This window comes from Terrabacter sp. 2TAF16 (genome assembly GCF_052115065.1).
Lineage (GTDB): Bacteria > Actinomycetota > Actinomycetes > Actinomycetales > Dermatophilaceae > Terrabacter.
The window spans coordinates 1-20,083 of sequence record NZ_JBFRFZ010000020.1 but is presented as its reverse complement, the minus strand read 5'-3'; the positions used below and the strand labels follow the sequence as shown (position 1 = coordinate 20,083).

The window sequence follows — 20,083 nt, the reverse complement described above, 5'->3', positions numbered from 1 at the left end:
CCGTCGAAAGGTCACGTCGGCGGGCGTAGCCTGCGGGGCAGGAGGGTGCCGTGGGTGTCGTCGACGAGCTGGTCCGCGCCAGAGCCGAGTTCGAGCGCGGTGAGTGGTCGGCCGCCCTCGACCGGTGGTCCGCGGTCGAGCCCGCGGGGCTGACGGCCGACGACCTCGAGTCGTCCGCCGCCGCAGCGCACCTGCTCGGACGCATGACGGACGCCGTCGAGCGCTATCGGCGGGCCTTCGACGTCAGGCTCTCCGAGCACGACACCGCAGGGGCCGCTCGGTGCGCCTTCCACCTGTCGATGATCGGCCGCACGAGCGGAGACCACTCTGCGGCAGCTGCGTGGCTCAGCCGCGGTGACCGCCTCGTCGCGGCACTGCCCGACGGGAGCCTGGAGTCCGGCTACGTCGCGTTCGCGCGGATGTTCACGCACCTCGGTGCGGGTCGCTTCGCGGAGGCCCACGCGTGCGCGCTCGAGGCGACCGAGGCCGGACGACGCCATGACGACGCAGGCCTGCTGGCGACCGGGCTGTGCGCCCAGGGTCGGATGGCCATCTACGGCGACCGCGTGACCGATGGTCTCTCCCTCCTCGACGAGTCGATGCTCGAGGCGACGACCCGGACCCTGGCCCCGGTCATGCTCGGGCACGTCTACTGCACGGCCATCGAGGGCTGTCAGGAGGTCTCCGACCTGCGCCGCGTCGTCGAGTGGACGCAGCTGCTGCACCGCTGGTGCACCGACCAACCCGGCCTCGTGACCTTCACCGGGCAGTGCAGCCTGCACCGCGCGCAGGTGATGCGCGCCCACGGCGCCTGGGACGCCGCGCTCGACGAGCTCACGGCCGCCATCGAGCGCTACCGGCTGGCGAGTGCCACCGACGCCGTCGGGCAGGCCGCCTGCGAACGCGGCGACCTGCTGCGCCTGCGCGGCGACCTCGAGGCCGCCGACGCGGCCTACCAGCTGAGTGCGGAGCACGGCTACGACCCGCAGCCGGGGTCGGCCCTGCTCTGGCTGGCCCGGGGGAGGACGGCTGCTGCGCTCGCCGCGGTGCGCAGGCTGCTCGGTGAGCCGGGACCGGCGGTGCGACGCAGCAGGATCCTGCCGGCCGCCGTGGAGGTCCTGCTGGCCGCGAACGACGTCGACGCAGCCCGGGACGGCGCTCGCGAGCTCGACGGCCTCGCGGAGTCCTTCGGGTCAGAGGTGCTCGCCGCGACGGCGGCCACGGCCTGGGGCCGCGTCGAGCTGGCTGCCGGCGACCCGGCGGGTGCGCTGCCCTACCTGCGCAAGGCGCACCAGGCCTGGGTGCGCCTCGACGTGCCGCACGAGGCCGCGCTCGCCCAGGCGGCCGGCGGGCGGGCGCTCCTCGCGCTCGGCGACGACGAGTCTGCCCGGCGGTCACTGGCCTCGGCGCGAGAGGTGCTCGTGGCGCTCGGCGCCCGACCCGACGTCGTCGCGCTCGACCGGCTGGGCTCACCCGGCACGCGACCCGCGGGCCTCACCGAGCGCGAGGCCGAGGTGCTCGGCCTCGTCGCCGAGGGCCGGAGCAACGCCCAGATCGCGACCGCGCTCGTGCTGAGCGACCGGACCGTGGCCCGCCACCTGAGCAACATCTTCACCAAGCTCGACGTCGGGAGCCGCACGGCCGCAGCGGCTTTCGCCTTCGAGCACGACCTCGTACGCCGTCAGCCCTGACCTCGCCGAACCACTGGGAACCGGACCGGTCGAGACCCTCGACCGGTCCGGCACCGCACCCCCCGGGTGGTCTCACCCGGCAGCGGCGCCCACCTCGAGCGGCGTGGTGGGCGCGGTCGACCGCCTGGCGATGTGGGTCGCCACGTGGGCCGCGTCGCGACCGACGCCGGGCAGCACCATCGAGGCGAACGCGTACTGGAAGGCGAGCCCGCAGAAGAAGAGGCCGGGCACGTCCGTCGAGACACCGCGGTACTCCCGCGGCCAGCCGTCCTCGCCGGTGATGGGGAGGTCGATCCAGTCGAATCGCTGCTCGAACCCCGTGGCCCAGACGACGTTGGCGACGTCGAGGACCGTCCCGTCGTCGAGGGTCGGGCGTCCGTCGGTCACGCCGGTGACGCGCTGCACCTGGCGCTCGACACCACGCGCGGCGAGGTCTTCCCGCTTGACCCGGAGCATCGGTCCGCCGTGGTGGCGGATCTCGGCCATCATCTTCCGGCCGACCGGCGTCCGGCGCGTCAGCACGTGACGCCACACGAAGAGCAGGAAGGGGAACGCCACGTGCACGGCGGGGGTGTCCCAGCGCACGGGGATCTGGCCGCAGTCACGCCCGGCCAGCACGGTGCGCCGGCCCTCAGCGAGCTCGTAGGCGATGTCGCAGCCGGAGTGCGAGGCGCCGACGACGAGCACCGACCCGTCGCGCAGCTGGCTGGGCCGCCGGTACTGGCTCGAGTGCAGCTGGAGGATCGACGCGTCGAGGTCGGCCGCGAAGGCCGGCACGTGCGGCGCCCGCCCGAAGGTCCCCGTCGCGACGACGACGTTGCGACAGGCGATGCTGCCGCGGTCGGTCGTGATGACGAAGCCGTCACCCGCCGGCGCGGCTGCAAGCCGCTCCACCCGCACGCCGAGGCGAACGGGCAGACCGAAGCGGGCGGCATACGACTGGAGGTAGGCGGCGACCTCGTCCTTGCCGGGGAACGACCGGGGGTCGCCCGGGAACGGCATCCCGGGCAGGGAGTCGTGCCGGACGGAGGAGTAGAGCCGGAGCGAGTCGTACTGCTGGCGCCAGCCGTCCCCGACGGCCTCGTTGCGCTCGAGGAGCACGCACTCACGCCCCCGCTCGGCGAGCTCGTGCGCCATGGCCAGCCCTGCCTGGCCCGCGCCGATGATGACGGTCTCGATGGTCTCCATGGTGTCCTCCCGGTGGTCGATGTCTCGACGGTAGGAGGGGCAGGGCGGTCACCGCGTCGGCAGCGGTGCCCATCCCCGACGCAGGGCATGGGTAGGAATGACCACGTCGGGTCCGGCCTCTCGACGGGTCTGGGGCGGCCCGAGCTGGCCTCTCGACGGGCGTCAGTAGCGTCGGTGCCAGAGGTTGACGGCGTAGTCGACGCCGGTGGCGTCGGGATGCTCGGCGAGGATGAGGTCGGCGTGCTCGGGTGCGAACTCGATGCCGACGACGGCCTCGAAGTCCTCGCGCGAGTCGAAGTCCCACCGGATGTCGAGGCGCTCGCGCTGCCAGCCCTGCCGCTCCCAGAAGCGCTCGACCGCGCGCGGGTCGTAGCCCGGCAGCGCCCGGCGGAACCACTGACCGAACGTCGAGCGGGTCGCGTCGTTGTCGACGACGAACGCCGCGCCGCCCGGCCGCATGACGCGGTCGAGCTCGGCGAGCCCCGGCTCGCACCCGGGGCCGAAGAAGTACGCCCACCGCGCGTGCGCGACGTCGAACGACCGGTCGGCCACCCCCATCGCAGCCGCGCCCTCTTCACGAACCGAGACGGACGGCAGACCCGAGATGCGTTGTGCCGCAAGCGAAGCGAGCGGTGGGTGTGGCTCGACCCCGATGACCGAGTGTGCATCGCGGGCGAAGAACGGCAGGTGGTAGCCCGTGCCGCACCCGATGTCGACGACGTCGAGACCCGACCAGTCGAGGACCGAGCGCATCGCGTCCTCGATGACGTGGGCGCGGTCGACGCCGCGGTTCTCGACCTCGTAGACGTCGGGGGTCTCCCAGATGTTGGGGGAGGGGATGATCCCGGAGTCGTCGCTCATGGGTTGCGCTGCGCCTCGATCGTGGCGGGGTGCACGAGCAGCGGCAGCAGCTTGCGCACACCGCGCGCGCGGACAGCCTTGACCTGGGCGAGGTGCGCCTCGGCGCGGATCGCCAGCTCGGCGTAGGCGAGCGGTCCCATGAGCTCGGTGAGCTCGGGCGCGTTGGAGCGGTAGACCGGCTCGCGGCCGACGTGCGCCGCGGAGTTGCCGGAGCAGTACCAGTCGAGGTCGTGGCCGCCGGGGCCCCAGCCGCGGCGGTCGTACTCGGTGATCGTCACCTCGAGGTAGCTCGAGTCGTCGGGCAGCTCGACGGTGCGGAAGGTGCGGCGGATCGGCAGCTGCCAGCACACGTCGGGCTTGAGGGTGTGCGGCTCGACGCCGGTGAGGACCGCGTGCTGGTGGAGCGCGCACCCGGCGCCCGCCGGGAAGCCGGGTCGGTTGAGGAAGATGCAGGCGCCGTCGACGACCTTCGTCTTGCGCGCGCCGTCCTCCTTCTCGGTCCAGTCGTCCTTGCTCCCCGTGGCGCGGCCGACCGAGTGGTACTCCCACTCGTCCTCGCCGAGGTCCTCGACGGCCTTGGCGACGCGCTTCCAGTCGTCCTTCTCGGTGAAGTGGGCGCCGAGGGTGCAGCACCCGTCGTCGGGCCGGCCGGCGTAGATGCCCTGGCAGCCGCTGCCGAAGATGCACGTCCAGCTGCTCGTGAGCCACGTCAGGTCACAGCGGTAGCGCTGGTTCGTGTCGGCGGGGTCGGTGAACTCGACCCAGACGCGGGGGAGGTCCAGAGGTGCTTCAGCCACCGGCTCACCCTATGTCGCCGACGTTTCCACCGCGCCGACGACGCCCACCCCGTGGATGGTGCGTCGCGAGCGGGCCCTGCGTGCGTATGCCGTGTGCTTCTCCGGGTGCGGGCATCGGCGTACGCTGACCGTGGCGTCCAGGGCGCCTCCGGTGCGCGGGAAGGGGCTCAGCCTCCCTGGGGCACGGCAGCATGCGGTCCGACCTCCTTTCGGCCCGACCAGCGCACGCGGGCACGACGAGAGGAGGCCGTCATGGCCCTGTCCCTGCCCCAGAACCCCGACCTCGAGCACCTGCGGCGCGATGCACGCAGCCTGCAGCGCGCCGTCCGGTCCGCCCAACCGGTCGCACTGCGCCTGGTGTCCCGACTGCACCCCGAGGGGCTGCGAGGCGAGACGGCGTCGTTTGCGCTGTCCGACGCGCAGCTCGTCGTGGCGCGACGGCTCGGCTTCGCGAGCTGGCCGCGGCTGCGCTCCTACCTGACGGCGGCCGCGGACCTGAGCCGCGACCCCGCCGTCCTTGACCCGGCGTCGGGTGGCGCCGACCGAGCCGACGGAGAGGCGACTGGCGAGTCCGCCTCTCTCGCAGCGGCGCTCGCCTGCCTGACGTACACGGACCGCGACGAGCCCGAGCGATGGGCCCGAGCGGTGCGGCTGCTCGCGGACGATCCGGATCTCGTGAACCGCGACGTCTTCGTCGCCGCGGCCGCCGGCGACGCGGAGGCCCTGCGATCGCACGTCGCCGCAGACCGCGGAGCGGCGACCCGCGAGGGCGGCCCCTTCCGATGGCCGCCCCTGCTCTACGTCGTCTACTCGCGGATGCCGCAGGGCGAGGCGGTCTCCTCGGCGCGGGTGCTGCTCGATGCCGGGGCCGACCCCGACAGCGGCTACCTCTGGCAGGGGCTGCCCACCGCCTTCACCGCGCTGACCGGCGTCTTCGGTGAGGGCGAGCAGGGGCCGGGCCGCCAGCCCCGGCACCCGCAGTGGCGGGCGCTCGGCGAGCTGCTCCTCGAGCGCGGCGCCGACCCCAACGACCGGCAGGCGCTCTACAACCGGATGTTCAACCGCGACGACAGCCACCTCGAGCTGCTCCTCGAGCACGGGCTCGGCCGGCCCTCCTCCGACGTCTGGGCCCGCCGCACGGGCGAGCCCGCCGAGACGATCGACGAGATGCTCGCGCGGCAGGTCGACTGGGCGCGCGCCCACGGTTTCGTCGACCGCCTCGCGCTCCTCGTCGCGCACGGCCTCGCGCCACAGGGAGCGTTGCACCTGGCACCGGACGACGTGGTGGGTGACGACATCCCGGTCACCGGCACGTGGCCGGGTGACCCGAGGGTGCCTGACATCCATCGAGCGGCCACGCCCGAAGCCGTCCGCGCCGCCGTCGCCGCCGGCGCTCGCGTCGACAGCCTCCGCAACGGTCGCACGGCGCTGCATCAGGCGGCCTTCATGGACGACGTCGAGCTCGTCACTGCGCTCCTCGACGCCGGAGCCGACCCGACCGTCGTCGACGCGATGCACGGCACGACGCCCTACCGCTGGGCGGTCTGGGCCCGCGGCGAGCGCGCCGCGGCCGTGCTGCGCGACGCCGCCGGACGGCATACGCCAGGAGCCCCGCGACTCGAGGGCTAGCGTGTGGGCATGACGTCGAGAGCCGGCAGCGACACGACGCCGAAGGGGCGCGGACGCCGTCCCGGCGGCACCGACACGCGCGCCGTGATCGTCGACGCCGCTCGAAAGTCGTTCGCGGCCAAGGGATACGACAAGGCGAGCATGCGCGGGATCGCCCGTGAGGCCGGCGTCGACCCTGCGCTCGTGCACCACTACTTCGAGGGCAAGGCGGGCCTCTTCGCGGCCACGCTCGACGTGCCGGTCGACCCGGCCGAGCTCATCGCGCGCATCACGTCGGGTGACGTCGACCGGCTCGGGTGGCGGATCGTCGAGACCTTCCTGACGGTCTGGGAGCCGCCGGAGCGGCGTGACGCCCTCGTGGCGCTCGTCCGGTCGAGCATGACGAGCGAGGAGGCCGCGCGCATGCTGCGGGAGTTCCTCGGGCGCGAGGTCTTCGGCCGCATCGCCGCGAGCACCGGGGCCTCGGACCCGCAGCTGCGCGGCGCCCTGGCCGCGTCGCAGATGATCGGGCTCGTCGTGGCGCGCTACGTCATCCGGGTGCCCGCGCTCGCCGACGCGACGCGGGAGCAGCTCGTCGAGCGCATCGGACCCGTCCTCCAGCACCATCTCGTGGACAGGGTGCCCGAGCAGGAGTAGATTTCATCACATGATGAATAACAGTGGTCCGGCGGTCGCCGTGAGCGGCCTGCAGGTCGTGCGCGGGAAGCGGCGGGTCATCCCGGGCCTCGACCTCGAGATCCCCGCCGGCCAGGTGGTCGGCCTGCTCGGGCCGTCCGGCTCGGGCAAGTCGACGCTCATGCGCTGCATCGTCGGCGTGCAGATCGTCGAGTCGGGCACCGTCACGGTGCTCGGCCATCCGGCGGGCTCGCCCACGCTGCGCGACCGAGTCGGCTACGTCACGCAGAGTCCCAGCGTCTATGCCGACCTCAGCGTCCGCGACAACGTCACCTACTTCGGTCGGGCCATCGGGCTTCGTGGCGCCGAGCTGCGCGAGGCCGTCGACCGGACCCTCGCCGAGGTCGACCTGGTGCCCTACGCCGACCAGCTCGTCCAGGACCTCTCGGGTGGTCAGGAGTCCCGCGTCTCCCTCGCCGCCGCACTCGTCGGCCGGCCGAGCCTGCTCGTGCTCGACGAGCCCACCGTCGGCCTCGACCCGGTCCTGCGCCGTGACCTGTGGGACCTCTTCCGCCACCTCGCCGATCGCGGACACTCGCTCGTCGTGTCGAGCCACGTCATGGACGAGGCGACGCGCTGCGACCGGCTCGTGCTGCTCCGCGAGGGTGGCGTTCTCGCCGACGTCACGCCGGCCGAGCTGCTCCAGCAGACGGGCGCCGTCGATGCCGACGCCGCCTTCCTCGCCCTCATCGACGCCGAGACCGCCCGGTCCGGAGAGAGGAGCTCGTCGTGAACGCCGGACTCACCGCGGCCACCTCCGGCCGCGTCCTGCGCCAGGTGCGCACCGACCACCGCACCATCGGCCTCATCATCGTCGTGCCGTGCGTCCTGCTCGGCCTGCTCGCGTGGATCTACACCGGCACGCCCGTCTTCGACGCGATCGGCCCGGCCCTGCTCGGTGTCTTCCCGATGGTCGTGATGTTCATCGTCACCTCCGTCGCGACCTTGCGCGAGCGCCAGTCCGGCACGCTCGAGCGTCTGCTCACCACGCCCATGGGCAAGGGTGACTTCATGCTCGGGTATGCCGGGGCCTTCGGAGCGCTCGCCGTCGTGCAGGCCGTGATCGCAACGGGATTCGCGGTCTGGGTGTGCGGTCTCGGCGTTGCCGGGCCGGTGTGGCTGCTCGTCGTCGTCGCGGTGTTCGACGCCGTCCTCGGCACGGCGTTGGGCCTGCTCGCGAGCGGCTTCGCGCGCACCGAGTTCCAGGCGGTGCAGTTCATGCCCGCCTTCCTCCTGCCGCAGTTCCTGCTCTGCGGGCTGCTCATCCCGCGCGACCAGCTGCCGACCGTCCTCGAATGGGTCAGCAACGTCCTGCCGCTCTCCTACGCCGTCGACGCGATGAAGGAGATCGCGCGCAATGCCGACCCTGTGACCGCGGTGCTCGGCGACCTCGGCATCGTCGCGGCCTTCATCGCCGGAGCCCTCGCCCTCGCCTCGCTCACGCTGAGCCGCCGCTCCGCCTGACGGCATACGCCACGTTCCGTGATCGGCCCGGCACGGGAGCCGCGTCCTGGGTTCGGCGGCCTGACTAGGGTTGGGGCATGCGCCTGGGCGTCATCGACATCGGGTCCAACACGATCCACCTCCTCGTCGTCGACGCACACCCCGGCGCGCAGCCGCTGCCTGCCTTCTCGCACAAGACCGAGCTGCGCCTCTCGGAGAGCCTCGAGGCCGACGGCCGGGTCAGCGACGCGACGGCCGACCGGCTCGTCGCCTTCATCCGCGAGTGCCTCGACGTCGCGGAGGACCAGGGCGTCAGCGACCTCTTCGCCTTCGCGACGTCGGCGCTGCGCGAGTCGCCGAACGGCGAGGCGATCATCGAGCGGGTGCGCACCGAGACCGGCGTCGAGCTCGAGGCCCTGAGCGGCGCGGACGAGGCGCGGATGACGTTCCTCGCCGTGCGTCGCTGGTTCGGCTGGTCGAGCGGGCACCTGCTCGTCGTCGACATCGGCGGCGGCTCGCTCGAGCTGGCGTGCGGTCTCGACGAGGAGCCCGACGTGGCCCTCAGCCTGCCGCTGGGTGCCGGACGCCTGACCCGCGAGCGGCTGCCCGGTGACCCGCCCTCGGAGCTGGCCGCTCGCGAGCTGCGTGCGCACGTCCGGTCGAGCCTCGCCGAGCACGTGCGACCGCTGCTGACGTCCGGGAGCCCCGACCGAGCGGTCGGGACCTCCAAGACGATGCGCTCGCTCGCTCGCATCGCGGGTGCTGCGCCGCGCGCCGAGGGCCCGTTCGTGCCGCGGACGCTCTCGCGCGACGACCTCCACGAGATCGTGGCTCGCGTCGGACGGCTCGACACCGCCGCACGCTCGAACCTGCCGGGGGTCTCCGAGGGTCGCGCCCGCCAGCTCTACGCGGGCGCGCTCGTCGCCGAGGCCGCGCTCGACCTGCTCCAGGTCGAGCAGCTCGACATCTGCCCGTGGGCCCTGCGCGAGGGCCTCATCCTCCGTCGCCTCGACCACCTGACGTCGTGACGCACCGGATTCACAGCGGACGCATGGACCGGCCCGAACCCGCCCCGGGTGCGTGGCGCAGAATGGCCGCATGACCATCCGGGTCGGCCTGTCGACCGCCTCGCTCTACCCCGACAACGCGGCGACCGCCTTCGCGACCGCGGCGCGGCTCGGCTACGACGCGGTCGAGGTCATGGTCTGGACCGACCCCGTGACGCAGGAGGCCGGTGCCCTGCGGGCGCTGTCGGAGCTGCACGCCCTGCCGATCGTCTCCGTGCACGCGCCGACCCTGCTGCTGACCCAGCGCGTGTGGGGGACCGACCCGTGGGGCAAGGTCGACCGTTCCATCGACCTCGCGCTCGAGGTGGGTGCCGGCACCGTCGTGCTGCACCCTCCCTTCCGCTGGCAGCGGGAGTATGCCGCCGGGTTCGTCGACGGGGTGGCGCTGCGTGAGCACGAGTCGGGGATCAGGCTCGCGGTGGAGAACATGTATCCGTGGCGCACGGCGCGGCGCGAGGTCATGGCCTACCTCCCGCACTGGGACCCGGTGGGCCAGCCCTACGACAACGTGACGCTCGACCTCTCGCACACGGCGACCGCCGGCTCCGACGCGCTGCTCATGGCGCAGTCGCTCGGGTCGCGACTCGCGCACCTGCACCTCGCCGACGGACTCGGCTCGTTCCTCGACGAGCACCTCGTCCCCGGGCGCGGTGGCGAGCCGTGCGGCGCCGTGCTCGAGCACCTCGCCGACAGCGGCTGGGGCGGCGACGTCGTCGTCGAGGTGTCGACGCGCAAGGTGGGGCGGGACCAGCGCGAGGTCGATCTCGCCGAGGCGCTGGCCTTCGCCCGGCTCTCCCTCGTCCCGACCCGAGGCGCCAGCCGCATCTGATCAGGCGGTCGTGGGGCGCCAGCCGCGAGGGCGCACCGAGACCATGTCGACGCTCGCGTCAGGGCCGGCGTCGATGGCCAGGCGCGCGGCCCGGACGACCGAGGAGACGTCGAGGTAGGAGCCCGGGTCGTACTCGGCGCCCTCGAACTCGACGAGCTCGCGCTGCATGTCGGTGTCGACCCGGCCGGGGTGGAGCGAGGTGACGCGGACGCCGTGCTCGCGCTCCTCCTGCCGCAGCGAGTCGGTGAGCGCTCGGAGGGCGAACTTCGAGGCGCAGTAGGCGCCCGAGGCAGGGGTCGCCGTCAGGCCGGAGCCCGAGTTCACGGTGACGACGAGGCCGTGGGCGACGCGCAGGGCAGGCAGGAGCGCCCGGGTGACGGCTGCGACGGCGACGACGTTGACGGTCATCGAGTCGGCCCAGTCCTGCACGGGCGCGTCGGCGACGGTGCCGTTGCGCAGGACGCCGGCCGAGTGGACGAGCACGTCGACCCGATGTAGGCGTGGGACGAGCGCCGCGAGGGCGGTGTCGAGCGACCCGCCGGGGGAGCAGTCGGCGAGGTCGGCGACGAGCCCCTCGGCGGACGGGAGCGAGGCGACGACGTCCGCGACCGACTCGGCGCTGCGCCCGCCGACGACGAGGTGGTGGGTCGGGGCGAGGTCCCGCACGAGGGCGAGCCCGATGCCGCGCGTGCCGCCGGTGACCACCGCGACCGGCCGCCCGTCCGCGTCGGTGGCGGGGGCGTCGGACGGGGGCGCAGAGCTCATCCCGCCACCCTACGAGCCCCACCCCGCCCTCACTCGAGTGAGCGCTCAGTCCCACTCGAGTGAGCGCTCAGTCCCACTCGAGTGAGCGCTCAGTCCCACTCGAGGGAGCGCTCCGTCCCACGATCCGCGGGGCTGGTGTGGCGGGCTGCTCACTCGACTGTTGCGGGGCGCTCACTCGACGGGGACGGTGGGGGCGCTCACTCGAGTGTGGCGGGGGACGGCATACGGCCTCGGTCGGGCAGACGCGGGCTCAGGCCAGGCCGAGGGCCTGGGCTTCCTCCCAGAGGTCGTCGCGGACCCGCGGGTGGGCGCAGTTCTCGATGATGTCGTGGCACTGGTCCGTCTCGCTGCGACCCCACAGCGGCGCCACCCCTTGCTCGGTGACGATCGCGCTCTGCTGGAAGCTCGTGACCGGCTCGTCGAGCAGCGGCACGATCGTCGACACGTCGGCGCGGGGGTGCCACGAGCGGAGCGCGATGAACGACTGGCCGCCCGCGGAGTGCAGCGCGCCGACGATGAAGTCGGTCTGCCCGCCGAAGCCGGAGTGGATGCGCGCGTTGATGCGCGAGGCGTTGGCCTGGCCGAAGAGGTCGACCTCGAGCGCGGTGTTGACCGAGGTCATCTGCCGCTGCGAGGCGATGAGTCCAGGGTCGTTCGTCTTCTCGGTGCGCATCATCCGCACGCGTGGGTTGCCGTCGAGCCACGCGTAGAGGTCGGTCGAGCCGAAGCTGAACGACGTGACGAGCGGGTGGTCCGGGTCGAGGGCGCCGGCCTCGTCGAGCGCGAGCACGCCGTCGGAGAACATCTCCGTCCACATCCGGATGCCGCGGCGCGAGGTCAGTGCGGACAGCGTCGCGTCGGGCACCGCGCCGATGCCGAGCTGCATCGTCGCGCCGTCCTGGACCATGGCCGCCACGCGCTCGCCGATGAGCCGGCTCTCGGGGTCGGGCTCGGTCGCTGCGTGCGAGGGCAACGGCGCGTCGACCTCGACGACGAGGTCGACGTGCTCGATCGGCACCTGGGCGTCGCCGAACGTGTAGGGCATCTGCGGGTTGACGACCGCGACGACGAGCCCGCCCCGGGCCCGGCACGCCTCGAGGGCCGCGGGCAGGACGTTGACCTCGAGGCCCATGCTGACCTGGCCGTTGCGCGGCGGCGCGCAGTGGAGCAGCACGGCGTCCGGCGGCAGCGCCCGGCCGTAGAGCAGCGGCACGAGCGACAGGCGCGAGGGAACGTAGCGCAGCCGCGGGTGCCGACGCATACCCGGTCCGACGAAGCACGTCTCGACGGTCACGCCGTCGCGGTCGGGCAGGCCGGCGGGAGCATTGAGCGCGTGGAGCACGTAGGTCGGCTGGGCCGCGTCGAGCGCCCGGACCGCCTCCCAAGGGACCGCCATGTTGCCGCTGACGACGACACGGGGGTTCTCCGGGAGGGCTCGAAGCCGCTGGGTGAGCTCGTCGATCGTCGCCGTCCGCACTCCTTCATCCTCGCGCAGCGCGGGCCACCGCGAGGGCGTATGCCGTCCGGCGTGACGAACGTCGCCCCAACCCTCCGCGCGTGGCGGGGGTCGGGGCGGGTCGGCGACTGGGGCGGAGCCGGCCGGTCAGCTGGCCTTCTTGGTGGCCGTCTTCTTCGCCGTGGTCTTGGCCGTCGACTTCTTGGCCGTCGACTTCTTCGCCGCGCTCTTCTGCGTCGTGGCCTTCGAGGCCGTGGTCTTCGCAGCGGTCTTCTTCGCGGGCTTGTCGGAGTCGGCGTCGGAGGCGCTCGAGCCGCCGGTCTTGGCGGCCTTGGCCTTGTCGACGCTGCGCTGCAGGGCTGCGAGCAGGTCGACGACTTCGGTCTCCTCGCCCTTGGCCTCGGGCGTCTCGGTGATGTCGCCGCCCTCGATCTTCGTCGCGACGAGCTGGGTCACGGCCTCGGAGTAGTCGTCCTCGAACTCGTCGGGCTCGTAGTCGCCCGACAGCGAGTCGACGAGCGACGACGCCATGGCGAGCTCCTTGGCCGTCGCGTGCGTCTCCTCCGAGAGGGACTCGAACTCGGGGGCGCGCACCTCGTCGGCCCACAGCAGCGTCTGGAGCACGATGACGCCGTCGCGCACGCGGAGCACCGCGAGCGTCATCCGGGTGCGCACCGACACGGTGACGAGCGCCATCCGGTCGGCCTTCTCGAGCGCGTCGCGGAGCAGCACGTAGGGCTTGAGTCCCGTCTTGTCGGGCTCGAGGTAGTAGCTCTTGTCGAAGAGCAGCGGGTCGATCTGCTCGGACGGCACGAACTTCTCGATCGAGATCTCCTTCGTCGACCGCGTCGGAAGGCTCTTGAGGTCCTCGTCGGTCAGCACGACCATCTGCCCGTCGGCGGCCTCGTAGCCCTTGGCGATGTCGGAGTAGGGCACCTCCTCGCCGTCGATCGAGCAGACGCGCTGGTACTTGATGCGGCCGCCGTCCTTCTCGTGGACCTGCCGGAACTGCACGTCGTGGTTCTCGGTCGCCGAAAAGAGTCGGACCGGCACATTGACGAGGCCGAACGACACGGCGCCTTTCCAGATGGCTCGCATGAGAACAAGAATGCACCCATGCGCCCCATGCTCGCGACGCCGACGACGACGATTCCGGTCGGCGACCGCTGGCAGCACGAGGTCAAGTGGGACGGCATGCGGGTGCTGGCCGACGTCGTGGCCGGCGAGATGCGCCTCTTCTCCCGCACGGAACGCGACGTCACCGTCGCGTTCCCGGAGCTGCGCGGGCTCGCGAACGAGTACGCCGACATGCTGCTGGACGGCGAGATCGTCTCGATGCGAGACGGCGTGCCGTCGTTCGCCGCGATGGCCGAGCGGTTCCACGTCACCGACGCCCGCCGGGCCGCGATGCTCGCCGAGGCCGCGCCGGTCACCTTGATGACCTTCGACCTGCTGCGGCTCTACGGCGTCGACCTCATGCCGCGCACGTGGACCGACCGGCGCGCCACGCTCGAGCGACTCGAGCTCTCTGCCGCGCGCTGGCAGACGCCGCCGACGTTCGCCGACGGGGCGACGCTGCACGCCGCGACGAAGGAGCAGGGCCTCGAGGGCATCGTGTCCAAGCGCGTCGACTCCGTCTACGTGCCCGGGCTCCGCTCCCCCTACTGGCTCAAGTCGCCCCACCGCGGCACCGTCTCCGTCGTCATCGGCGGCTGGCGGCCCGAGGCCACGGGGACCGTGTCGAGCCGTCTCGGTGCCGTCCTCGTCGGGGTCCCCGGGCCGGGCGGCCTGCGCTACCTCGGGCGCGTCGGCTCCGGCCTGGCCGGCAAGACGGGGCAGGCGCTCATGCGCGACCTCCAGGCTCTCACGTCGGCCGAGTCGCCTTTCGCCACAGACGTCCCCGCCGAGGACTCGAACGGCGCGACGTGGGTGCACCCGGTGCTTGTCGCCGACGTGCAGTCGCTGGGACTCAGCGGTCAGGGGAGACTGCGCCAGCCGGCATACAAGGGCCTGCGCAGCGACCTCACGCCCGGTGACGTCGACGACCACGGGGATGGTGAGTGATGGCGTACGTGCCGACCAAGGTGACCGTCGAGGTCGACGGCCGACGGATGAAGCTGTCGAGCCTCGAGAAGGTGATGTACCCGAGGGCCGGCACGACCAAGGCCCAGGTCATCGACTACTACGCGCGGATCGCGCCGGTGATCCTTCCCCACCTCCGCGACCGCGCGGTGACGCGGATCCGCTTCCCGCACGGGGTCGGCGACATGCAGTTCTTCGAGAAGAACATCCCAGCCGGCACGCCCGCGTGGATCCGGCGCGCTGGGCGCGACCCCGTCTTCCCGCTCATCGACGACCTCGCCGGGCTGACGTTCTTCGCCAACCTCAACTCGCTCGAGCTGCACGTGCACCAGTGGCGCTACGAGGGGGAGGGGCGTGATGCCGTGCCGCGGGGCCCCGACCGGCTCGTCATCGACCTCGACCCCGGGCCGGGCACCGGCCTGCTCGAGTGCGCCCGGGTCGCGCTCGTCGTGCGCGAACGCCTCGGCCGCATCGGGCTCGACACCGTCCCGGTGACCAGCGGCAGCAAGGGACTCCAGCTGTATGCCGTTCTGCCCGGGGCGCACACGAGCGACGAGATCCGTGACACCGTCCAGCAGCTCGCGCAGGAGCTGACCAAGGCCCACCCCGACCTCATCGTGTGGAAGATGGCCAAGGAGCTGCGCCCGGGCAAGATCTTCCTCGACTGGAGCCAGAACGTCGCCGCCAAGACGACGGTCTGTCCCTACTCCCTGCGCGGCCGTGACCGCCCGACCGTGGCGGCGCCGCGGTCGTGGGACGAGATCGAGGCGGGCGCCGACGGCGGCGAGCTCGAGCAGCTGACGGCCGACGAGGTGCTCGACCGCGTAGCCCGGGACGGCGACCTGGCCGTCGAGGTCACGGGCTGACCGCTGCGGTGGGCGAGCCGGGAGGCGAGGGGGCCCGCTCGCACGAGGCCGTGACAGCATACACCCTCCCCGTGCCGTGCGAGAGGGCCCGGCACTCGGAGTGCCGGGCCCTCTCGGTGGCATCGCTGACCGGGTCAGTGCGCCTTGTCGTAGGCCGCCTGGACGTCGGCCGAGATGCGGCCCCGGTCCGAGACGGTGTGGCCGTTGGCGCGGGCCCACTCACGGACCGCGCCGAGGTCGCTGCGCTTGGCCGAGCCGGCGCCCGCGCGACGACGCGAGGCAGCCTTGGCCGAACCTGCCCGACGTGCGTGACCGGTCCACGTCGCGAGGTCGTCGCGAAGCTTGCGGGCATTCTTGTCGGACAGGTCGATCTCGTAGGTGACGCCGTCGAGCGCGAAGGTCACCGTCTCGGCAGCCTTTCCACCGTCGATGTCATCGATCAACACCACTTCGACACGCTGAGCCATGTTTCTCCATCTGAAGTTGTTCGCTAATTCGGAGGGGATTCCGCGAATACGCGACTCGCGGGGCACGATCAATTTAGCGCGAAGAGTCCGTAAATGCATTTCCATCGAAAACAATGGCGCGGTCGACCGCTAAAGAGATGCACCGACGCGTGCAGGAATGACGGAAAGGCGGTGTTCCTGCCGTGGCGGGTCCTTTGTCGACGCGCGGTCGTCGACACGCGCTCGGCGCTCGGCGCTCCGGCGCTCAGCGCTCCGTCGTCGGGGTGGCCTCGGCGCCCGGCGCGGCGGCCTGCGACGCCTCGTTCGCGGCAGCCTCGCGGCGGTCGTGCTCGGCCTCCCACCTGGCCTGGGCGAGGCGCTCGCGACGGTCTCCCTCGAGGATGCTCTTGATGACGAAGTAGAAGAGCGCGCCCACACCGACCGTCGGGACGATGGCGAGCACATAGGGCATGACCGATTCCATGCCGACATTTTCTCACGGCGCCGCGGCCGCCCCTCACGAGCGCTGTCGCACCGCCACCGTACGGTCGTGCCATGGCTACGAGGACGACGACCCGACGCACCCCCGGTTTCCGCTGCGGTGAGTGCGGGTGGACCACCGCCAAGTGGGTCGGTCGGTGCGGCGAGTGCCAGGCGTGGGGCACCGTGGCCGAGACGGGTGCGCCCACGGCCGCCCGCACCACGGCGGCCTCCGTCGTCACCCCGGCCCTGCGCATCGCCGACGTCGATGTGACCCGGGCGGCCGCGCGGCCCACCGGCGTGGCGGAGTTCGACCGCGTGCTCGGCGGTGGCCTCGTCCCCGGCGGGGTCGTCCTCGTCGCGGGGGAGCCGGGCGTCGGCAAGTCGACGCTGCTGCTCGACGTGGCCGCCCGGGCGGCCCGGTCGGGCTCCGAGGTCCTCTACATCAGCGGTGAGGAGTCGGCCGCGCAGGTGCGCACGCGCGCCGAGCGCATCTCGGCCATGGCCGACACGCTCTACCTCGCAGCCGAGACCGACCTCGCGACGGTCCTCGGCCACGTCGAGGCCCGCTCGCCGGGGCTGCTCGTCGTCGACTCCGTCCAGACCATCGCGAGTGCCGACGTCGAGGGCCAGGCCGGCAACGTCTCGCAGGTCCGCGAGGTAGCCGGTGCCCTCATCGCGGCGGCCAAGGCGCGCGGCACCGCCGTGCTCCTCGTCGGCCACGTGACCAAGGACGGCTCGATCGCCGGTCCCCGGGTCCTCGAGCACCTCGTCGACGTCGTCATCCAGTTCGAGGGCGACCGGCACTCGCGCCTGCGCCTCGTACGCGCCGTCAAGAACCGCTTCGGCCCCACCGACGAGGTCGGGTGCTTCGACCTGTCCGACATCGGCATCACCGGACTGGCCGACCCGAGCGGGCTCTTCCTGTCGACGCGTGACCACGCGGTGCCGGGCACGTGCGTCACCGTCACCCTCGAGGGTCGCCGACCGCTCGTCGCCGAGGTGCAGGCGCTCGTCGCACCGTCCACGCTGCCGTCGCCGCGACGCACCTCGAGCGGTCTGGACGCCTCGCGGCTCGCGATGATCATCGCCGTGCTCGACAAGCGGGCCGGGGCGCCGGTCGGCTCGCGCGACATCTTCGCGGCCACCGTCGGAGGGGTGCGCATCACCGAGCCCGCTGCCGACCTCGCCATCGTCTGCGCCGTCGCGTCGTCCGTCATCGACAAGCCCCTCGCCAGCGACGTCGTCGCCTTCGGCGAGGTCGGCCTCGCCGGCGAGGTCCGTCGGGTGACCGGTCTGGACCGCCGTCTCGCGGAGGCGGCCCGCCTCGGATTCCGCCACGCGCTCGTGCCCGCGGGCAGCCTGTCCGACTCCTCCGTGCCCGCCGGGATCCGTGCCGTCGAGGTCGCCGACGTCCCGCGGGCCATCGAGGCGATGGGACGCCTCGCCGGTGGACGGTCAACGAGCGCACCGGCCGTCGGCACCGTCTAGACTGCGACCGACCGGGGTGGACGCGCTCGGCGCCCCCATTGCGAACAGGGAAGTGATGGACCGGAACGACGAGCTGCTGCTGCGTGCGGCCCTCGCCGCCGTGGCACCCGGAACGGAGCTGCGCGACAGCCTCGAACGCATCCTCCGTGGACGCACCGGAGCCCTCATCGTGCTCGGCTTCGACCGCGTGGTCGACTCGATCTGCACGGGCGGCTTCGTGCTCGACATGGAGTTCTCGGCGACCCGCGTGCGCGAGCTGTGCAAGATGGACGGCGCCGTCGTGCTCGACCGCGAGGGCACCCGCATCCTGCGCGCCGCCACCCAGCTCGTTCCCGACTCCCGCATCGAGACCACCGAGTCCGGCACGCGTCACCGCACGGCCGAGCGCGTGGCCAAGCAGACGGGCTTCCCCGTCATCTCCGTCAGCCAGTCGATGGGCGTCGTCGCGCTCTACGTCGGCGACCTCCGGCACGTCATCGAGGGCTCGCCCACGACGCTCTCGCGCGCCGACCAGGCCCTCCAGACCCTCGAGCGCTACAAGGCCCGCCTCGACGAGGTCACCGGCACGCTGTCCGCGCTCGAGATCGAGGACCTCGTCACCATCCGCGACGTCACCGCCGTGCTCCAGCGCCTCGAGATGGTGCGGCGCATCTCGGCCGAGATCCAGGACTACGTCGTCGAGCTCGGCACCGACGGTCGCCTCCTCAGCCTCCAGCTCGAGGAGCTCGTCGGCGGGCTCGGCAACGACCGCGAGCTCGTCATCCGCGACTACCTCCCGGCGACCAAGTCGGGCCTCACAGTCGGCGACGCGCTCGCCAACCTCCAGGCCCTCAACTCCGTCGAGCTGCTCGACCTCGCGGCAGGTGCCCGCGCCGTCGGCTTCTCGGTCGTCGGCGACAGCCTCGATGCCCCCGTGTCGCCGCAGGGCTACCGCCTCCTGACCAAGGTGCCGCGCCTGCCCACCGCGATCGTCGACCGGCTCGTGTCGCACTTCGAGTCGCTCCAGCGCCTGCTCGCCGCCGGCATCGAGGACCTCATGCTCGTCGAGGGCGTCGGTGAGGGCCGTGCCCGCGCCGTGCGCGAGGGCCTGTCGCGGCTCGCCGAGTCGAGCATCCTCGAGCGCTACGTCTGACCGGCTCCGCCGCCGCATCGTTCCGTATGCCGTCCCGCGAGGTCCCGCTGTCGCTGCTCCACGAGCGCGTCAACGCCTGGTACGCCGAGTCCGGGCGCAAGGAGCTGCCGTGGCGGGCGCCGGACGCCAGCCCATGGGGCGTCTTCCTCTCCGAGGTGATGTCGCAGCAGACCCCGCTCGCCCGGGTCGAGCCGATCTGGCGCGAGTGGATGCAGCGGTGGCCGACGCCGGCCGACCTCGCGGCCGCTGCGCCGGGAGACGCGGTGCGCGCCTGGGGGCGGCTCGGCTACCCCCGGCGTGCCCTGCGGCTGCACGAGGCGGCCCGGGTCATGGTCGAGCGTCACGGTGCCGAGGTGCCGAACACCCCGGAGGGCCTGCTGGCGCTCCCCGGGGTCGGTGCCTACACGGCTGCCGCCGTGTCGTGCTTCGCCTTCGGCATCCCCGAGGTCGTCGTCGACACCAACGTCCGGCGCGTGCTGGCGCGCACGGTCGAGGGCAAGGCCTTCCCGAACCTCACGCTCAACCGCGCCGAGGCCCTACTCGCCGCCGACTCGATGCCGGCCGACCGCGGTGCCGCGAACACGTGGAACGTCGCCGTGATGGAGCTCGGGGCTCTCGTCTGCGTCGCCCGTGGGCCACGCTGCGACGAGTGCCCGGTCGCCGACCTGTGCGCCTGGAACGTCGCGGGCCGACCGGCCTACGACGGACCGCCCCGTCGGGGGCAGTCCTGGCACGGCACCGATCGCCAGGTGCGGGGTGAGCTGCTGCGCCGCCTGCGCGACGCCCACGCGGCGCTGCCCCTCGCCCGTCTCGAGGACTCCGCCGCCGACCGCGTGCAGGTGATGCGCTGCCTCGACTCGCTCGTCGCCGACGGCCTCGTGGAGCCCTTGTCGCGGCAGAGGTTCCGCCTCCCCGCCTGAGGGACTCCACCCGCCCCACCCGCCGAGTCGAGTGAGCGCCCAACCCCACTCGAGTGGCCCCTCCGTCCCACGAGCCCCACCCCCCACACCCCTTGATCGTCGAGTGGCCCCGTGGTCGAGACTGTCCGAGTAACGGTGTAACTGGCCCAACGCGCTGACTGGTTCAGCGGGAAGGGTCGGATGATGACCGACACACTGGTGGGCGTGAGCCCGCTTGAGAGAGCAGCGAAGAAGTCGCTCACACCTGCTGAGGTGGAGCGCGCGG

The 20,083-nt window shown here is 72.6% G+C and carries 20 protein-coding genes; 12 read left to right on the top strand and 8 right to left on the bottom strand.

Annotation, left to right across the window (positions count from 1 at the left end):
* The first annotated feature begins 50 nt into the window (after positions 1 to 50).
* The gene (locus tag AB4Z14_RS20720; protein ID WP_442276874.1) at positions 51 to 1,691 is read left to right on the top strand and encodes a LuxR C-terminal-related transcriptional regulator; all 1,641 of its coding nucleotides are present in this window, start codon (positions 51 to 53) and stop codon (positions 1,689 to 1,691) included.
* Positions 1,692 to 1,763: 72 nt separating this feature from the next.
* On the opposite strand, the gene AB4Z14_RS20715 is transcribed toward AB4Z14_RS20720, so the two are convergent.
* The 3 genes from AB4Z14_RS20715 to AB4Z14_RS20705 all read right to left on the bottom strand — a co-directional run bounded on the left by AB4Z14_RS20715 (position 1,764) and on the right by AB4Z14_RS20705 (position 4,537).
* Positions 1,764 to 2,879: a flavin-containing monooxygenase gene (locus AB4Z14_RS20715; protein WP_442276873.1), complete on the bottom strand. Its 1,116-nt coding sequence runs from the start codon at positions 2,877 to 2,879 to the stop codon at positions 1,764 to 1,766.
* Between the two features lie 162 nt (positions 2,880 to 3,041).
* Positions 3,042 to 3,740: a class I SAM-dependent methyltransferase gene (locus AB4Z14_RS20710; protein WP_442276872.1), complete on the bottom strand. Its 699-nt coding sequence runs from the start codon at positions 3,738 to 3,740 to the stop codon at positions 3,042 to 3,044.
* A complete protein-coding gene (locus AB4Z14_RS20705) occupies positions 3,737 to 4,537 on the bottom strand; it encodes a hypothetical protein (protein ID WP_442276871.1) in 801 nt (266 codons plus the stop codon). The genes AB4Z14_RS20710 and AB4Z14_RS20705 overlap by 4 nt, the downstream gene beginning before the upstream one ends.
* A 252-nt stretch (positions 4,538 to 4,789) precedes the next feature.
* Here AB4Z14_RS20705 and AB4Z14_RS20700 point away from each other — a divergent pair, with 252 nt between their 5' ends.
* The 6 genes from AB4Z14_RS20700 to AB4Z14_RS20675 all read left to right on the top strand — a co-directional run bounded on the left by AB4Z14_RS20700 (position 4,790) and on the right by AB4Z14_RS20675 (position 10,180).
* Positions 4,790 to 6,166: a hypothetical protein gene (locus AB4Z14_RS20700; RefSeq protein ID WP_442276870.1), complete on the top strand. Its 1,377-nt coding sequence runs from the start codon at positions 4,790 to 4,792 to the stop codon at positions 6,164 to 6,166.
* Between the two features lie 9 nt (positions 6,167 to 6,175).
* The gene (locus AB4Z14_RS20695) at positions 6,176 to 6,802 is read left to right on the top strand and encodes a TetR/AcrR family transcriptional regulator (protein ID WP_442276869.1); all 627 of its coding nucleotides are present in this window, start codon (positions 6,176 to 6,178) and stop codon (positions 6,800 to 6,802) included.
* Between the two features lie 10 nt (positions 6,803 to 6,812).
* Positions 6,813 to 7,574, top strand: coding sequence for an ABC transporter ATP-binding protein (locus AB4Z14_RS20690; RefSeq protein WP_442276868.1), 762 nt, complete (start codon positions 6,813 to 6,815; stop codon positions 7,572 to 7,574).
* The gene (locus tag AB4Z14_RS20685; protein ID WP_056773583.1) at positions 7,571 to 8,305 is read left to right on the top strand and encodes an ABC transporter permease; all 735 of its coding nucleotides are present in this window, start codon (positions 7,571 to 7,573) and stop codon (positions 8,303 to 8,305) included. Before AB4Z14_RS20690 ends, AB4Z14_RS20685 begins: the two co-directional genes overlap by 4 nt.
* A 77-nt stretch (positions 8,306 to 8,382) precedes the next feature.
* On the top strand, positions 8,383 to 9,312 hold the full coding sequence (locus AB4Z14_RS20680; protein ID WP_442276867.1) for a Ppx/GppA phosphatase family protein: 930 nt from the start codon (positions 8,383 to 8,385) through the stop codon (positions 9,310 to 9,312).
* A 70-nt stretch (positions 9,313 to 9,382) separates the two neighbouring features.
* Positions 9,383 to 10,180 carry a sugar phosphate isomerase/epimerase family protein gene (locus AB4Z14_RS20675; RefSeq protein WP_442276866.1) on the top strand — a complete coding sequence of 266 codons (798 nt, stop codon included), beginning with the start codon at positions 9,383 to 9,385 and terminating at the stop codon, positions 10,178 to 10,180.
* Here AB4Z14_RS20675 and AB4Z14_RS20670 read toward each other — a convergent pair whose 3' ends face one another.
* The 3 genes from AB4Z14_RS20670 to ku form a co-directional block, all read right to left on the bottom strand.
* Positions 10,181 to 10,945 (bottom strand): SDR family oxidoreductase, encoded by a 765-nt coding sequence (locus AB4Z14_RS20670; protein WP_442276865.1) that lies wholly within the window; start codon positions 10,943 to 10,945, stop codon positions 10,181 to 10,183.
* A 250-nt stretch (positions 10,946 to 11,195) separates the two neighbouring features.
* Positions 11,196 to 12,422, bottom strand: a complete 1,227-nt coding sequence (locus AB4Z14_RS20665) for an acetyl-CoA hydrolase/transferase family protein (protein WP_442276864.1) — start codon at positions 12,420 to 12,422, stop codon at positions 11,196 to 11,198.
* A gap of 126 nt (positions 12,423 to 12,548) precedes the next feature.
* Positions 12,549 to 13,499 carry a non-homologous end joining protein Ku gene (gene ku, locus AB4Z14_RS20660; RefSeq protein WP_442276863.1) on the bottom strand — a complete coding sequence of 317 codons (951 nt, stop codon included), beginning with the start codon at positions 13,497 to 13,499 and terminating at the stop codon, positions 12,549 to 12,551.
* A gap of 18 nt (positions 13,500 to 13,517) precedes the next feature.
* Here ku and ligD (AB4Z14_RS20655) point away from each other — a divergent pair, with 18 nt between their 5' ends.
* Positions 13,518 to 14,465, top strand: coding sequence for a non-homologous end-joining DNA ligase (gene ligD / locus AB4Z14_RS20655; protein ID WP_442276862.1), 948 nt, complete (start codon positions 13,518 to 13,520; stop codon positions 14,463 to 14,465).
* Complete coding sequence (ligD, locus tag AB4Z14_RS20650) at positions 14,465 to 15,349, top strand: non-homologous end-joining DNA ligase (protein WP_442276861.1); 885 nt, start codon at positions 14,465 to 14,467, stop codon at positions 15,347 to 15,349. The genes ligD (AB4Z14_RS20655) and ligD (AB4Z14_RS20650) overlap by 1 nt, the downstream gene beginning before the upstream one ends.
* 134 nt (positions 15,350 to 15,483) lie before the next feature.
* Here the strand turns inward: ligD (AB4Z14_RS20650) and AB4Z14_RS20645 are convergent, their stop codons facing one another.
* Together AB4Z14_RS20645 and AB4Z14_RS20640 are read right to left on the bottom strand one after the other, a co-directional pair.
* The gene (locus AB4Z14_RS20645) at positions 15,484 to 15,816 is read right to left on the bottom strand and encodes a histone-like nucleoid-structuring protein Lsr2 (protein ID WP_020145083.1); all 333 of its coding nucleotides are present in this window, start codon (positions 15,814 to 15,816) and stop codon (positions 15,484 to 15,486) included.
* Positions 15,817 to 16,060: 244 nt separating this feature from the next.
* Positions 16,061 to 16,279, bottom strand: coding sequence for a hypothetical protein (locus AB4Z14_RS20640; RefSeq protein WP_442276860.1), 219 nt, complete (start codon positions 16,277 to 16,279; stop codon positions 16,061 to 16,063).
* A gap of 71 nt (positions 16,280 to 16,350) precedes the next feature.
* On the opposite strand from AB4Z14_RS20640, the gene radA reads away from it, so the two are divergent.
* Genes radA through AB4Z14_RS20625 form a run of 3 tightly spaced genes read left to right on the top strand, consistent with a single transcriptional unit; the run spans position 16,351 to position 19,818 of the window.
* Entirely contained in the window at positions 16,351 to 17,766 is a 1,416-nt protein-coding gene (gene radA, locus AB4Z14_RS20635) for a DNA repair protein RadA (protein WP_442276859.1), read from the top strand.
* A 55-nt stretch (positions 17,767 to 17,821) separates the two neighbouring features.
* On the top strand, positions 17,822 to 18,898 hold the full coding sequence (disA, locus tag AB4Z14_RS20630; RefSeq protein WP_056773551.1) for a DNA integrity scanning diadenylate cyclase DisA: 1,077 nt from the start codon (positions 17,822 to 17,824) through the stop codon (positions 18,896 to 18,898).
* Between the two features lie 26 nt (positions 18,899 to 18,924).
* The gene (locus AB4Z14_RS20625) at positions 18,925 to 19,818 is read left to right on the top strand and encodes an A/G-specific adenine glycosylase (protein ID WP_442276858.1); all 894 of its coding nucleotides are present in this window, start codon (positions 18,925 to 18,927) and stop codon (positions 19,816 to 19,818) included.
* Positions 19,819 to 20,083: the final 265 nt, after the last annotated feature.

Excerpts from the sequence above, each read along its gene's own strand:
- AB4Z14_RS20715 (WP_442276873.1), bottom strand. The coding sequence starts at position 2,879 with ATGGAGACCATCGAGACCGTCATCATCGGCGCGGGCCAGGCAGGGCTG.
- AB4Z14_RS20710 (WP_442276872.1), bottom strand. The coding sequence starts at position 3,740 with ATGAGCGACGACTCCGGGATCATCCCCTCCCCCAACATCTGGGAGACC.
- AB4Z14_RS20700 (WP_442276870.1), top strand. The coding sequence starts at position 4,790 with ATGGCCCTGTCCCTGCCCCAGAACCCCGACCTCGAGCACCTGCGGCGC.
- AB4Z14_RS20695 (WP_442276869.1), top strand. The coding sequence starts at position 6,176 with ATGACGTCGAGAGCCGGCAGCGACACGACGCCGAAGGGGCGCGGACGC.
- AB4Z14_RS20690 (WP_442276868.1), top strand. The coding sequence starts at position 6,813 with ATGATGAATAACAGTGGTCCGGCGGTCGCCGTGAGCGGCCTGCAGGTC.
- AB4Z14_RS20680 (WP_442276867.1), top strand. The coding sequence starts at position 8,383 with ATGCGCCTGGGCGTCATCGACATCGGGTCCAACACGATCCACCTCCTC.
- AB4Z14_RS20675 (WP_442276866.1), top strand. The coding sequence starts at position 9,383 with ATGACCATCCGGGTCGGCCTGTCGACCGCCTCGCTCTACCCCGACAAC.
- AB4Z14_RS20670 (WP_442276865.1), bottom strand. The coding sequence starts at position 10,945 with ATGAGCTCTGCGCCCCCGTCCGACGCCCCCGCCACCGACGCGGACGGG.
- ku (WP_442276863.1), bottom strand. The coding sequence starts at position 13,499 with ATGCGAGCCATCTGGAAAGGCGCCGTGTCGTTCGGCCTCGTCAATGTG.
- ligD (WP_442276862.1), top strand. The coding sequence starts at position 13,518 with ATGCGCCCCATGCTCGCGACGCCGACGACGACGATTCCGGTCGGCGAC.
- ligD (WP_442276861.1), top strand. The coding sequence starts at position 14,465 with ATGGCGTACGTGCCGACCAAGGTGACCGTCGAGGTCGACGGCCGACGG.
- AB4Z14_RS20645 (WP_020145083.1), bottom strand. The coding sequence starts at position 15,816 with ATGGCTCAGCGTGTCGAAGTGGTGTTGATCGATGACATCGACGGTGGA.
- AB4Z14_RS20640 (WP_442276860.1), bottom strand. The coding sequence starts at position 16,279 with ATGGAATCGGTCATGCCCTATGTGCTCGCCATCGTCCCGACGGTCGGT.
- radA (WP_442276859.1), top strand. The coding sequence starts at position 16,351 with ATGGCTACGAGGACGACGACCCGACGCACCCCCGGTTTCCGCTGCGGT.
- disA (WP_056773551.1), top strand. The coding sequence starts at position 17,822 with ATGGACCGGAACGACGAGCTGCTGCTGCGTGCGGCCCTCGCCGCCGTG.
- AB4Z14_RS20625 (WP_442276858.1), top strand. The coding sequence starts at position 18,925 with ATGCCGTCCCGCGAGGTCCCGCTGTCGCTGCTCCACGAGCGCGTCAAC.